Annotated in this window: 11 protein-coding genes; 8 read left to right on the forward strand and 3 right to left on the reverse strand. The window is 44.7% G+C overall.

Annotation, left to right across the window (positions count from 1 at the left end; translation table 11 throughout):
- Positions 1-72 precede the first annotated feature (72 nt).
- Positions 73-552, reverse strand: a complete 480-nt coding sequence (locus tag KWJ01_RS10110; protein WP_224996320.1) for an SRPBCC family protein — start codon at positions 550-552, stop codon at positions 73-75.
- 1193 nt (positions 553-1745) lie between these two features.
- Here KWJ01_RS10110 and KWJ01_RS10115 point away from each other — a divergent pair.
- Positions 1746-2093 carry a hypothetical protein gene (locus KWJ01_RS10115; protein ID WP_224996321.1) on the forward strand — a complete coding sequence of 116 codons (348 nt, stop codon included), beginning with the start codon at positions 1746-1748 and terminating at the stop codon, positions 2091-2093.
- A 1274-nt stretch (positions 2094-3367) separates the two neighbouring features.
- Here the strand turns inward: KWJ01_RS10115 and KWJ01_RS10120 are convergent.
- Positions 3368-5008: a hypothetical protein gene (locus tag KWJ01_RS10120; RefSeq protein ID WP_224996322.1), complete on the reverse strand. Its 1641-nt coding sequence runs from the start codon at positions 5006-5008 to the stop codon at positions 3368-3370.
- Between the two features lie 483 nt (positions 5009-5491).
- Here KWJ01_RS10120 and KWJ01_RS10125 point away from each other — a divergent pair, with 483 nt between their 5' ends.
- From KWJ01_RS10125 to KWJ01_RS10155, 7 genes are all read left to right on the forward strand, one after another.
- Positions 5492-6118 carry a hypothetical protein gene (locus tag KWJ01_RS10125; protein ID WP_224996323.1) on the forward strand — a complete coding sequence of 209 codons (627 nt, stop codon included), beginning with the start codon at positions 5492-5494 and terminating at the stop codon, positions 6116-6118.
- Between the two features lie 104 nt (positions 6119-6222).
- Positions 6223-6528, forward strand: a complete 306-nt coding sequence (locus KWJ01_RS10130; RefSeq protein WP_224996324.1) for a transcriptional regulator — start codon at positions 6223-6225, stop codon at positions 6526-6528.
- 455 nt (positions 6529-6983) lie between these two features.
- A complete protein-coding gene (locus KWJ01_RS10135; protein ID WP_224996325.1) occupies positions 6984-10664 on the forward strand; it encodes a hypothetical protein in 3681 nt (1226 codons plus the stop codon).
- A 30-nt stretch (positions 10665-10694) separates the two neighbouring features.
- A complete protein-coding gene (locus KWJ01_RS10140) occupies positions 10695-11459 on the forward strand; it encodes an oxygenase MpaB family protein (RefSeq protein WP_224996326.1) in 765 nt (254 codons plus the stop codon).
- A gap of 184 nt (positions 11460-11643) precedes the next feature.
- On the forward strand, positions 11644-12237 hold the full coding sequence (locus KWJ01_RS10145) for a class I SAM-dependent methyltransferase (protein ID WP_224996327.1): 594 nt from the start codon (positions 11644-11646) through the stop codon (positions 12235-12237).
- Complete coding sequence (locus KWJ01_RS10150) at positions 12221-12724, forward strand: hypothetical protein (protein ID WP_224996328.1); 504 nt, start codon at positions 12221-12223, stop codon at positions 12722-12724. The genes KWJ01_RS10145 and KWJ01_RS10150 overlap by 17 nt, the downstream gene beginning before the upstream one ends.
- 12 nt (positions 12725-12736) lie before the next feature.
- Entirely contained in the window at positions 12737-13138 is a 402-nt protein-coding gene (locus KWJ01_RS10155; protein ID WP_224996329.1) for a diacylglycerol kinase family protein, read from the forward strand.
- Positions 13139-13255: 117 nt separating this feature from the next.
- Here the strand turns inward: KWJ01_RS10155 and KWJ01_RS10160 are convergent, their stop codons facing one another.
- Positions 13256-13702 (reverse strand): hypothetical protein, encoded by a 447-nt coding sequence (locus KWJ01_RS10160; protein ID WP_224996330.1) that lies wholly within the window; start codon positions 13700-13702, stop codon positions 13256-13258.
- Between the last annotated feature and the right edge of the window lie 333 nt (positions 13703-14035).

Genomic DNA, 14035 nt, shown 5'->3' on the forward strand with positions numbered 1-14035 from the left:
TAAGCTCAAATCAACCCTTAGCAATAACCCCTAAAATAAAGTAGCTTAACTAACGCTTCTACTCATCCATTCCTATAGGGTGTTCACTTTACCCGGAATAACCTGTTCAGTTTTAACGGAATATGCATGATTTCTTCGTTGCAATAAATTCTTCATGTACAATTCAAGAAACAATTTATCAGCGATCCTGCCCAAAATCATCAGCGGTGATTCATAATTGAAGTAGTCCATCATCTCCACTACATCTGCGTCCTTTTGTCTGAAATGATGCTCATGACGGAAAGACCTAAAGGTTCCCTTTACCATTTCATCAGCAAAGAAAACAGGCCTGTGGTAATCTGTAATCTTACTCGTCAAATCTTGCCAAATCCCGAAATGCTTTGCTCTCCACGTCACACTTTCGCCGAGCTCAATTAGTCCTGAAGTTACTCCATCTATTGCTCGTTCACCTGTATGTTGAGTTGAAATCACATGCAGATCAATACTCCTTGATAAATCAAAACACCTTTCAATTGGTGCCTTAATCTCTGTGATCAACTCTATTTTTGGCATTTATGTGTGTTAGTAGAGTCATATAAGGGAGCTACACCCACATACGTTCTCACTGATCTGAACGCGAAAGTCTCCCTTCATACGGCTCTTCTTGTTTAATCACTAATGTAATAACATTTTGGATGTGCCAGTACCTTTTCAGGTAATTGGCAGTGATCTTGTATCTAGCTATTCAATCATCCCATTAACAAAACAAGCCAGACCCTTCGCTCCAGCTCCATTACAGAACCATCATCACTACTATGATCTGGTCCGCCACCACTATCTCACACTATCCTTATGTGACTGCATCCCCTTCAAAGAGGGTTAACAGTGCGATAGTGGCTTTTCTTATTCCGTACAAAGCCTGTGTTGAGTTCCTGCCACCTTTACCCCGAATGCCGTGTGAGCAGTGATCAGGACGTCATTCACACCTATCGCAGAAGAAGAGGCAGCACCTGCTTTTGACATTAATTTATATCCTAACAAGGCTTCATAGGTAGTTCAGACTGGGCGTCCCAAATTATTCAGCTCCTCAACACGCACCTACAGAGACCATGGTCTCCGTTTTTCCTTGTCGTAACCACCAGAAGCAGCTACTCTTCCATCAGCACAATGACTTTTGCAAATTTCCCTTGACGGGCGTATACGGATGCCCAGTTCTTCCATTTGAAAGCAAGTCGGCTAGCCACCTCGCTTGGCCTCCGCACTTGTGGCGTTTACAATGTAACAGCCTTTTGTACAGTATCCTTCTCCAACTATTGCAGGGATCGATTCAAGACATACATGTCCTTTATATATAGCAGGGGACGGCTACTGCTGACTCTAACATTAGCTTAGCGCATGTTTTTAACACAGGCTAACAGTTGTGAATTTCATTAAAATTACTCTATTACTGTCACCGTACATTGTGACTGTTTTACCTTTAATGTGAGAATTTTTCGATTGAAGGCAAAAAGTAGACTGTACAGAGCAATTTGGTACAACATTTTTTATTGCATTATTGCGAATATCATACACTTAAAGCATTTTTCAATATGAAGGATATGCTTGTAAAGTTCTTTCCAAGGGTTTAGTTTCGTACCGAATCACATGATAACAACTTCCATAGAGGGCTTTGTTGAGCTGTTTAATCAACAATAAGAAATTTACCTTGATATCGTTTCGTGTGACTAAAAGTTATTTATAGGTACTATCAATTAATGCTATTAAAAATGAAATTGAAAAATTTGATGTTCGTGGCTTTTTGCCTTTTCACCTTATCAGTAGCCGTATCTTCTTGTAGTAAGGAGGAAGAGCCTGTAAAACAAGAGGTATTCAACAACATGATTGGAACTTGGAAATGGGAAAGCACTACAAATACTTACTGGTATCAACTTGAATTTAACGAAGATTTGACAGGAAGAAGAACTGATGCGGATGGTGAAGATACTGCATTTACCTATACCTTTACTGATTCAGAGGTCAACTTCACTACAGGATTTCCGAATGGAAAGTATGAATATTCGATCATTGAAAATAACAAGCTGAATCTCTTTGGGAATGTTTTGTTGAAACAATAGATTCAAAGATTTTCATTAGAGTATAAGCAAAGATAATTCAGTCAATGTTGTTAGAATTGCTCCATAATTAAACAGCATCTGGTAGCTTATGACAGCTTGTCGACACACTCGGATGTAGGTAAGGTGTTAGTGTATCAGAAGTAAGGCTGGCAATTTGTGAGTCAGTCAAAAATTTAGGGTTCAGAGCTGGCCAAGGCTGGTTTTTCATAGTAGGTGATATAACCTCAAGAAGTCTCAGCCTTACATCTGATACACTACCGGTAAGGTTACAAAGGAAAGCTTCGAGCGCCTAATAAGCAGCAATCACTGACTACTCCAGCTTTTCTATAAGTTCCGCCAGCACTGCGGTATGTATAAAATAGTATAGCATGATAGGACTGAATTAAATTTCTAAATCTTACAGCCTGACTTCACTAATATAGTGAAGTCAGGCTTTTTTTTGCTTGCTAATTGTTAAAGATTCCCTGCTTATGAATTTTACTGTAAGCAGCACCTGTACGGCTTTCAAAACTCACATACAGGACTCTGATGATGTGCCCAACATCAAGAGTGGGATCACTGAAGTTGTGAATTGGGTGAGAAAGAAGCTGATTGATATGGCTTTAGGGGAAGTGTTGTGTGATGATGACATGTTCATCAACACTCTATAACGCTCATGAAGTACAGAATATCTCCCACGATTTACCTACTGTAGAAACACCACTACAGCCTTACGATTACTACCATTTAGCTTTTATATCTACTAAGACAGTACTCTCCAGTACCAAATTTTCATACTGCTGAATCTCTCGTCTACTGGAAGAGATACAATAGGTCATAATGAGGTCATCATATTCATAGGTTTCCAATATATGTGCAGGTTGGCCAGCAGCAGTTGGTAGTTTTTACCAAAATAAACCTGTTCAACCGAGGAGATATATACAGAAAAAGGATATCCCAATGCTGTATATAAAGTCATATGAACGGTTCAAAGCATCATTTAGCAACTTTGATGGACTAAAGATGTACCACCATACCAAGCCTCGTAATCTGGAGGGGATTTTGAAAAATGGTTTGTTAACCACAATGGAGACGTTATGGCGCGGGGGGAAAGACTTACTAGCACAATCTATCATACATCAAGGAAATTTATGGAATGGTGCCAGTATTCCTGACGATGAACCCGCAGCTATTCCGTGCAAGTACAGACAAAACGGTGCAAATAACCAACCTTGATGGGCTAGTATTTGATGGGGATGCAGCCTCCTTGATGGACTACTTCTTTGACAACAACATCAACTACAAGAAAATCGCACAAGTGACTGATCTGCATAAGCGGTTGCAAGTTTATACTCCAGCTGGAGTTTACCGTTTTTCTGTAATTTGATTTCAGGCAAACTACTGAACTGAGGAGCATCCAGTACAGGTGGAACAACCTCAATTACACTCGCAGCTTCCAGTCCGGAAGGTGTGGCTGCTGTTATAATTACCTGCCGGCTCCTATCTCCTGTGTTGGTGGGTATTACCTGACAGTTGCTGCCGGTTTTACTTACTTCTAGTTTTACCAGTGCAGAATCTTCCGGGGCAACATGCCAGCTTACTGTTTCTGCCTCTAGTTCAAAATTTCCAAACCTTAGCACCTTTGCCGATAAGCCTGCCCTGTTTTTACCTGTTTCAACAGACAGCCTGGTGGGTGAAACCAACAACTGTACGGGGAGCATGCTGTAGTTTTTCTCACGCTCTTTTTCGGCAGCCAAAACTATTTCCCTGATTCCCATGGGGTCCCAGCCGTCATTTCCGCTCAAAAGGTTATAGGTGTTGTAAACCACATTGTCTCTGTGTACAAAGCGGTAGGCATCCAACACTTCTTTGCCGGCCATTTGAACCGTCGAGGCAGGACTGTTTTTACTAATCACTACATCTTTACCATTCAGACTTACATTGTGTTGGTAGTTTCGCATTTCCTTAGGCGGAATATCCATCCAGCCAATATCCAGGGATGTTTCGGCGGTAAAGCGGGTATCCACCACGGCTAGCTGACCTTCCACTTTTGTAAAGTACTGCTCTCCCCGGGTAAACAATCTGATGTCGGAATTAAGAAAAACAGCCCCGGTACCGGTGGTATGATAAAAGGGTTTTGAGCTATAAAAGTCCAGTGTACAGTTGAGGTATACTGCAGTGCCGCACAATGCATCGTCGGTAGATTCGAAATGACAACGGTCGAAGAGCACGCGCTTACCACCAACAAATGGGTTAAGGTTGAGCCTGCTGATAAAATGTGTATTGCGGGCAACGATCTTATCTCCATTGCAGTGAATCAGCTGCGCCTGCACAATAGCCGTTGCTCTTTTTTTCCTGTTTAGCTGGGGCTTCAGGGGATACACCAGGTCTACGTTACAGTAATTGCCGAAGGTAACATTTTCTGCACTTGTGCCCTGCCCTATGAATTTGAACATGGTAAAATTACCCTCCGCACCAATGGTCTGTCCACGATTGCTGGCCAGCACCACATTTTCTGGCTTGTCAGTCAAACCATAAAACCGCAGCCATTCACATTTGATCACCAGGCCATAAGGCGGCCCTTTATCTGTTGATACACGAAGGGCAGGATCATCCGGATCGTCGATCCAGTAGACATAGGGAGCCAGGTAAAGCACCATCGGAGATTCTTCAGCTCCATCTGTGAGCTTTTCCGCAGCCTTCCTTACCGAATTATACACATAAGGATAGGCCGCCACCTCTGCATCGGTGAGCTGTCCGTCTATAAAAAAAGCTTTAGGACCTAGAGTAAACGTATCATCCTGGTATATGATATAATCACCACCAAACACGATAGGATTTTTGGTATCGAGCGATTTGTAAGCTGTATTTTGTTGAGCTGAACAATGAATGCTGGCCCAAAAGACCAGGCACATTAACAATAAAAAATGCTTCATCTTTTGATTTTTACACTGCAGAACCTGGCATATGTATTTAACGAGACCCTCTCGCAGCAGACAACAGCTGGTATTCACCCGTCTTCATTCTGACTTTTCTCAACATTATCTTTATCCACTTTGGGAGTTGGCCACCCTTACGTCATTTTTAAATATAGTAAATAGTGTGCTATCAAGGTTTCATTAGTTGAAGCTTGTACCCCAAAATACCTTGCAGATACCACAGCAATCAGAATCCGACAAAAGCTTTAAATCGATATATATATCAGGAGCTTACCCTTGTTTACGATAATTAAAATCAGAAAGTCTGCGGCACCATAATTCGAAGTGATAGCCTATAAGCTATTTAATCTAGCAGAAGATCAGGCTAAGCGTAGTCTGTGTCCCTTCCCCATCAGATCTTTCAGCAGCAGTCAAAATATTTTACCTCCTGCTCTTGCCGAACAAAATATTTTTTGCACTTTGCATTACAAAGTACTTTACATGACGCAGCAACACGAACAACTGGCAACCCTGCAGGAGATCCGCAGTATCATGGATCGGTCCTCCCGATTTATTTCCCTTAGCGGCTTATCCGGTGTGTTTGCTGGCTTATGTGCACTGGCTAGTGCCGGAGTGGTAAAGTGGTACCTCTACATCCGTAGCATCCGCTACAGCGATCTGTACAGCTTGCAGCTCGAGTTGGAAACTGCTGTATTTCTGGCAATGGTAGCAACCCTGGTGCTGACAGGGGCCGTGGGAACAGCTTTCTGTTTCACCTTCCAAAATGCACAGAAAATTAAACAACCAATCTGGAATAGCCACGGTAAACGCCTGCTGATGAACTTATGTATACCACTGGCATTTGGTGCGCTGTTTTGCCTGGTGCTGATTTATCATGGTATTCTTTACCTGGTTGCTCCCGCCATGCTCATTTTCTATGGTCTGGCCCTTATCAACAGCAGTAAGTACACCTACCGGGATATCCGCTACCTGGGCCTTTGCGAAGTAGGGCTGGGCCTGGTTAGCTGCTTTTTTATCGGCTGGGGCTTATTATCCCGGGCCACTGGTTTTGCAGTGCTGCATATTGTATATGGCACACTGATGTACTATAAATACGAGCGGGCTTAGCTTGCTCTTGAAACAAGACAAAAGCAAGCCGAAAATGCAATGGCTTAGGCAAAGATTACAGTTTAACATAACCAAAACACATAGATCGCAAACAGGGAGTACAGGTGAAGGAATATCTCGAACATATTATCAAGGGGTTTGAAAGCAGGTTCCGCCTTGGCATTATGTCTGTACTCATGGTTGAAGACAAGGTGGATTTCAATACCCTGAAAGAAAGCCTGCAGCTAACTGATGGCAACCTGGCAAGTCACCTGCGGGCGCTTGAAGAGGCAGCTTATCTACGGGTGGAAAAGCAGTTCGTAGGCCGTAAGCCCAACACCAGTTACTTTGCCAATACAGAAGGATGGGATGCTTTCAAAAACCACCTTGATGCATTGGAACGCCTGATTCTGGAGAGTAAAAATATATAGAGCTATTTTTTTATGCATCAACTTTGAAATACAAAGTACTCTACATGATAAATGCCCCACCAATACTCAACTCTGCGCTCAGCTGAATACCTAAAGCATGATTGCCCATAATCCCGGAAACACCTGCCCTGCTATACATCAGATTTAGATGTATCGTTGCTGTACATCAACCTGGCTCACATCAACAAGGGAAATTCAGCTGTGGGCGCAACCACTGCAGGCTTGGCAGCATATAGGGCAGGATCTGTGGAAAGCCGGGGCGAGCAAACAATCCCGGCGCCTGTGCCACACAAACCGGCACATCACTGCATAAACCCCTTCCAGCTGCTCGATTGGGAGGAGGGCTAAGAAGAAATCAATATCGAGTAGGTAATGGTAGAGCAGACAAATACAAAAGCAGCTGCACTCCCTGAAGCCAGCGAGGGTGCCAACGTAGCAAACAAGAAGATAAAGCCATGAAGTTCTGGAAAAGCTTACGATTTGAGACTAGCTATCAGTTGCGCAAGGTTTCTACCTGGCTCCTGTTCGCTGTATTTCTGTTATTCGGTTTTATGATTCTGCGGATTGTCACACTTACCGACGAAACTCAACTCAGTGCGCCCGGTACAATTGCCTTTTTCACTGTTTTCGGCAGTGTGATATGGGTGGTGATTGGCGGTGTCATTTCCGGCGATGCTGCCACTCGGGATTTGCAGACACACATGCATCCGCTTACCTACACCATGCCGGTAAGCAAACTTAATTACCTGGGGTCGCGATTTCTTGCGGCCTTAGTACTGAATATTTCGATCCTGCTGATTCTTTATGCCGGGTTCCTCCTCTCCTTGTATGGTCCCGGAGCAAAAACACAGTTCGTGGGCCCATTCCGCTTTGCTTCCTACCTAACCAGCTTTGGTTTTCTGGCCCTGCCAACGGTCATCGCCACAACGGCTATTCAGTTTACTTTTGCCGCATTGAGCGGTAGGGCTATCTCCAGCTATATTGCCAGCATTGCCATCATCGTTTTTTCTCAGTTCGGCGGCACAACGGTACGCTTTATGCTTGAGTGGAAAACACTCGGCAGCCTGATGGACCTCCTCGGCACCAGCATACTGGCGGATATGGAAGGCTGGACGCCAATCGAAAAGAACACGCGGCTGATCCTGCTGGAAGGCACCTGGCTCTGGAACCGCATCCTGTGGTTTGCCATAGCTGCGGGAGTGCTCCTGTTTACCTACTTCCGGTTTCAACTTGCACATGTTAGGCCAGCGTTCTCCTGGCCGGTTTTTTTCAGGCGCAGGCCAGATCCGCTGCGCCCCGTAGCCCAGGTTTTATGGGAGGCAGCTCTTACCCACAACAATAGCACCAACCCTTTCCTTGTGCCACAAACAAAAGGTCGCTTTGTTTTCGCAACGCATGTGTCCCAGGTCCTCACAATCGCATGGGCATCGTACAGGGCAATTGCCGGCAGCCGCGGTGGTCTTACGCTCGTCGCTATGATGGCCCTCGGTACTGGTTTGTTTGCTACCGAATATATGGAGTGGCTTGGTGTTCCGCTCTTTGCCAGAACAGAAGAGGTGTTAAGGGTACTAACTCCCTCCCTGAGCAGCTACAGTACACAGTGGATCATCATTCCCCTACTCACCATCTTCTACGCTGGTGAACTCGTTTGGCGCGAACGTGAAGCAGGTATACATGAACTAACCGACACTACCCCCGTACCTGAATCGGTGATGTTCTTAGGTAAATTCCTGGGGCTCGCACTCATCATCACCACCTGGATCGCATTGCTGATGTTGGCTGGAATAATTAACCAGCTGGTGATGGATTATTACCATTTCGAGATGGCTGTATACATCAAGGCTCTTTTCGGTATTCAGCTAACAAACTACCTTCTATTCGCTGTGCTCGTTTTTGGAATCCATGTGGTGGTTAATCAAAAATACATCGCACACATGGTAGCCTTCTGCGCCTATGGATTTATAGTTTTTGCTTCCATCATTGGGGTTGAACATAAGTTGCTGATTTACGCATCCGATACCGGTTGGTCTTACAGCGATATGCGCGGCTTTGGCCCTTTTATAAAGCCCTGGTTGTGGTTCAAGTTCTATTGGGCATCATGGGCAGTCATCATTTCTGTGCTGGCAACCCTGTTATGGGTACGAAGCAAAGAAAAGAGACTCAGCGCAAGGCTTCGCCTGGCACAGCAGCGGTTCGCACAGCATAAAGCAGCTTCATGGACAGCACTGGCGCTGGTTCTGGTATCAGGTGGTTATGTTTTCTACAACACCAATGTGCTGAATGACTATACAACCACCGAAGATAAAATGGAAATGCGCGCGGAATACGAGCAGCGCTACGGGCAGTATGAGAAAACAACACAACCAGTACTGGTGCGTACGAAGCTGCATGCAGAGATCTATCCCGACGATGGTAGTGCCGACATACAGGGTAAGTACCTTCTCGTGAACCACAGCAAGGCCGCCATCGACTCCATTCACCTTTCTACCCCTCAGTACCTTGCAATTACAGGAATTTCCTTTGACCGCGCAGCAACCCCTGTGGTACTCGATGAAGATCTCGGCTACCGGATTTATTCCCTGGAGAATCAGCTTAAGCCTGGCGACTCTTTACAAATGAACTTCGAAGTCCATATAAAGCACCATGGCTTCAGCAACAGCGGTATAGATGCCTCTGTGGTAGCGAATGGTACTCACATTACCAGCGATGCCTGGATGCCTGTCATTGGCTACCACAAAGACCGCCGCCTGCGCAATGCGCGTGAGCGCGAAAAGTTTGGACTTCCTCCGCGTCCGGAGAGACCTTCTCTTTACGATGTTTCAGCGCACTACGATGCACATCATGCTCAGCAGATAAATTTTGAGGCTGTTGTGGGCACCAGCAAAGACCAGACTGCTGTTGCGCCAGGTGCATTGCGCCGTACCTGGACTGAAGGAGATCGTCAGTATTTCCACTATGCTACCAATGCACCCATTCACAACGATTATGCTTTTTTCTCGGCAAAATATGCTGTACGTGAAGCACAGTGGATCCCAGGGAGTTCTCCACCTGACCAAGCATCTACAGTCTCAGTTCAGGGGTCTGGGAGTAAACCAGTGCCTGTCACGATCCAGGTATTTTATCATCCCGCACATAATGCAAATGTAGAACGCATGATAAAAAGTGCACAGGCTTCGCTGGAGTATTACACAAAGGAGTTTGGCCCCTACCCCTACAGCCATTTTCGGGTGCTGGAGCGCCCTGGGCCTGGCCGCGGCATGCATGCCGACCCTATGACGATTGATTACCAGGAAGGGTATTCACTGATGAATCCCCGGCCGGGTGGCCTCGACCTTCCCTACCACATCATGGCACACGAAGTGGCGCACCAGTGGTGGGGGCTTAAGCTTTCTCCCGCAGCGGTAGAGGGGGCTGGCTTTCTTGTAGAAAGCCTGGCAACATACTCTGCAATGCAGGTTGTGGAAGAAACACTGGGCTATGAGCACCTGCTCCGGTATTTATCTCAGATGCGACTGGAGTATGAAGTGCCGCGCTCCCGTGCTGCACCTCCCTTACTTCAGTCCAACAACAGGTTCATGCTTTACCGCAAGGGACCTTTTGCACTCTTCGCGCTAAGGAATTACATCGGAAAGAACAGTGTCAACAATGCACTCAGGCGGATGCTACGCGGCTATACACCAGCGCCCCCTCTGCCAACCACCCTCAATTTCTACAGAGAGTTGCAGGCGGTAACGCCTGATTCTCTTCAATATCTGGTGCATGATCTCTTCGCGGCAAACACCTTCTGGGAACTTAAGACAGAACGAGCCTCCGCAAAACAGAGCAGCAATGGTAACTGGCAAGTGGCGCTGGAAGTGGACGCGCGCAAAGTAACAGTCGACAGCGTTGGCATCGAAACAAACATGCCTATGGATGACTGGATAGAAGTAGGTGTGTATGCGCCGCGTGCAGCAGGAGATTCAATAGCAAAAACACTCTACCTGCAAAAGCACCGGATTAGCTCCGGCAAGCAGACGATCCTCGTTAATGTGTCGGAAAAACCCGGGAAGGCCGGTATTGATCCGAACTACCTGATGATTGATCTCAAGATGGAAGATAATATCAAAAGCGTGAAGATTGAAGGCCCGGAAGAATAGGAAGCAAATCAAAACTAAACTTGTATGATTATGGAATATTTTGTGGATAAGCACTCGGTGGTGCGGCAGATCTGGGGAAAGGGTGATACCATTCTATTCATATTTGCTGGTGCCTCCGCTGAGTTTGCACTCAACAAGGCTGTAGACTGGCTATACTTTACCGGACGGCTGCCTGCAGATCCGCTCGGGAGGCTTTTTTCTACTGTTTCCTACGCCCGTGCAATCATCTTTTCAGAGAAAAAATCGGCCCTGCTTGCTATTGATGCCATGACAGCGATACATGCCGGTGTGGAAGCAAAGCGCGGGGCAAGTATTCCCGACTGGGCTTACCGAGATGTACTCTTCATGCTAATCGATTATTCCATCAGGGTATTTGAGGTGCTGGAACGAGAGCTGAGCAAGGCAGAAAAGCAGGAAGTGTTAGAAGTATTCAACAGGGTTGGAAGCCGTATGGGAGTAAAGGAACTGCCTGATACTTTCGAAGTATGGGAAACGATGCGCCAAGGGCACCTGAACCAAAATCTGCAGTACAGCCACTACACAGATAATTTAATAAGCCAGTATTGTAAACACCTGGGCGTAGTACGCTACAGGCTCCTGTTGGAGGCGCAGGTGTTGGTAGTGCCACAGCAGGTGCGTGCGTTGCTTGGCTTGAGGAGCATCTCTCTGTTGAAGCCCATGATCTGGCTGTACAAGCTAACGAGAAGCATGAAGTTTGACTGGCTGTTAAGAGACCTGATAATGCCATACAGGTACAAAAGTGAGATCAAGGCACTGGATAGTTTACCACTTTAGCGAATCGGGTTTATTACCGGCTAACTGACCAGGGCAATACTTTAGAAAAGCAGGTACAGCGGATGATTTAAAATTTCAATAAAACTAACGCAACGCATCTACTGATTTAAAAGGCCAGGCTCCTGAAGGTTGCCTGAAAGTATCCCATAGAACTCCTGCGGAAAACAGTATATAAAAACAGAATATGAGTAAGCAGACTGAATCTTTTTACAATAGATTTTCAATATTCTATCCTCTGATAGACTTGTTTCTGAGGCCACAAAAGCAATTGTTACTCAATAAAATAAACCAGCTCCCGTATGGTCAACTGCTTGATGTTGGTGTGGGTAACGGGGCCCATTTATCACAGTATAAAACCCATAAAATAACAGGAATAGACACCTCTTTAAAGATGCTCGAAATTGCGCGCAAAAGAAAAGGGAGTAATGTGGTACTTCTAAAAATGAATGGAGAAGCTTTAAGTTTCCAGGAGGAGTCCTTTGATTATGTTGTCCTCTCCCATGTACTTGCCGTGGTAGATAATCCGGAAAAACTACTGGAGGAAGCCTGCAGAGTATTAAAACCCAGTGGCAGGCTTTATATTCTCAATCATTTCACACCTGATAATTGGCTTAAATGGGTTGACAGATCTTTTGAGAGCTTCTCTGCATTATTCCATTTCAAATCTGTATTCTACACTAATAGCTTAAGTAAAACAGAAAAGCTTACGCTACTGCACGAGGTTAACGCAGGCCTGTTTTCATACTTTAAAATTTTGATCTATGAAAAGAAGCTATAGCCTCATTGCTCTAACATTAACCATCAGCCTGTTTATTTACCTGTTTTATCGAACTGAAAGAACAGTCGTTAATGAATTAGTTATTTTCATTCTGTCGTTTGATACATACGCTGCAATCAGAGGCAGTATTACAAATGCCATACCTTTGAACGGACCTGCTATCTTTTCTTTACCCGGAGGCCTATGGGTATTTTGCACAACAATTCTTTCGAAAGATTATTACATGAAGATCAGAAATCACAAAATGAGAATTGTTGTTGTGCCGATAGTATTTGCAGTAGGTCTGGAGTTGCTTCAGCTCATTCATTTCACAAATGGAATGTTTGATTTTTGGGATGTTGGGTTCTATATAATGTTTTGGTTCCTGGGGTATTATTCATTTCATTCTCAAAGATCTCAACAAAACATATTATCTCCCTTTACACTCAGTAGTTTTATCTGTTTGACATGTTTTCTCGCTGTATACCTGGCACATGTGCGCCAATGAAACAAGCCCAGAATGAAAAGTTTTTTACCCGAAAAATACAATGAGCAAAAGAAGATGAATACGATCAGGAAACATCTGGCCAGCTATCAATATGGCGCACGAGGGATATGGCTCGCATTCCGCTATGAACACAACATGCGCTATCATCTGGCCGCTGCGGTGAGCGTTCTTGTGGTTAACTATCTGCTTCACATCAGTCATACAGAATGGCTCATCACGCTGATGCTGATTGGACTGGCATGGATGGCAGAGGTGTTCAACACTGCCATTGAAAAGTTAGCTGATCGGGTTTCTAAGAATCATGATCCACTGATCGGCCAGGTGAAAGACCTGGCTGCAGGAGCAGTAACCATTATATGCTTAATTGCGGTGGTATGTGCCCTGATCATTTATTTGCCTTATTTTCTGCTCTAAGTTCCCTCCATTTTTAGAACAGCTGTTAAAGCTAAACAGGAATCAAACACTGCCATCATCCAACTGTTCAGAAACTGTAACAGCTGGAGATGGGTAAGCAGGAGCAGTTTTACTGAGTTATTTTGTTAACTCAAGCAGCTCATATTTCAAAGCGTTTTCCAGGTCATCATCAAAGCTGTCATCATAAGAAAAAGCAAAGAGTATCCATTTGTCCTTCGGCTTGTAAAATTCAAAATTGATCCGGATTGGCTGCCTGTCGTATTTTACCAGGTAGGTTGCTATGACAAAGCAGTCTTTAATATTCTTCTTTATCAAAAGCTCATGCCCGTTGTATTCTCCTACCAATGTCTTCAAATCCCTGAATTGCGTCTTTAGCTTTTCCACATCATCTTTAATTCTTTCCAGCCAGGGGGTATGGCTGTAAAGCTCATCCAGGGCCTTTACCGGCTCATTTTTCTGGTAAGTCTTAAAGAAACTATCCATCATTTCTTCGGGAGATTGTGCATTTGCAACATTTACAATGCCCATAAAGGCAAGGGCCATGATAAGGAGCTTGATTTTCATGTTAAGTTTATTATTGATTATAGAACGAAACCAGAATTACCTATTGATTACTTCTCGCCTATAGTTCCTATCATCTGGAAAATAATCTGAAAAGATCGGAGAGAAGAAAGTATAAGTGAAAGTTGGCAAATATCAACTGTATCATAAAAATAGTCTTTACTACGGACCTGGCCGTGCTTATTTGCAGAGGCTCACCTTTTTTCTTAGTGAAGGCTGCAATGCCCCCACCTATTATCAGTCCTAAGATGTTCCAGGAAAAGGCCCAGGTTATAAGATTTGTTGCGAAGGCTGTACCATAATCTAACGTACCGTCTACACCAGTGGGCACATAAC

Origin of the sequence: Cesiribacter sp. SM1 (assembly GCF_020178975.1) — a bacterium.
GTDB lineage: Bacteria > Bacteroidota > Bacteroidia > Cytophagales > Cyclobacteriaceae > Cesiribacter.

Excerpts from the sequence above, each read along its gene's own strand:
- KWJ01_RS10125 (WP_224996323.1), top strand. The coding sequence starts at position 5,492 with ATGACGCAGCAACACGAACAACTGGCAACCCTGCAGGAGATCCGCAGT.
- KWJ01_RS10150 (WP_224996328.1), top strand. The coding sequence starts at position 12,221 with ATGAAAAGAAGCTATAGCCTCATTGCTCTAACATTAACCATCAGCCTG.
- KWJ01_RS10120 (WP_224996322.1), bottom strand. The coding sequence starts at position 5,008 with ATGAAGCATTTTTTATTGTTAATGTGCCTGGTCTTTTGGGCCAGCATT.
- KWJ01_RS10140 (WP_224996326.1), top strand. The coding sequence starts at position 10,695 with ATGGAATATTTTGTGGATAAGCACTCGGTGGTGCGGCAGATCTGGGGA.
- KWJ01_RS10135 (WP_224996325.1), top strand. The coding sequence starts at position 6,984 with ATGAAGTTCTGGAAAAGCTTACGATTTGAGACTAGCTATCAGTTGCGC.
- KWJ01_RS10115 (WP_224996321.1), top strand. The coding sequence starts at position 1,746 with ATGAAATTGAAAAATTTGATGTTCGTGGCTTTTTGCCTTTTCACCTTA.
- KWJ01_RS10145 (WP_224996327.1), top strand. The coding sequence starts at position 11,644 with ATGAGTAAGCAGACTGAATCTTTTTACAATAGATTTTCAATATTCTAT.
- KWJ01_RS10160 (WP_224996330.1), bottom strand. The coding sequence starts at position 13,702 with ATGAAAATCAAGCTCCTTATCATGGCCCTTGCCTTTATGGGCATTGTA.
- KWJ01_RS10110 (WP_224996320.1), bottom strand. The coding sequence starts at position 552 with ATGCCAAAAATAGAGTTGATCACAGAGATTAAGGCACCAATTGAAAGG.
- KWJ01_RS10155 (WP_224996329.1), top strand. The coding sequence starts at position 12,737 with ATGAAAAGTTTTTTACCCGAAAAATACAATGAGCAAAAGAAGATGAAT.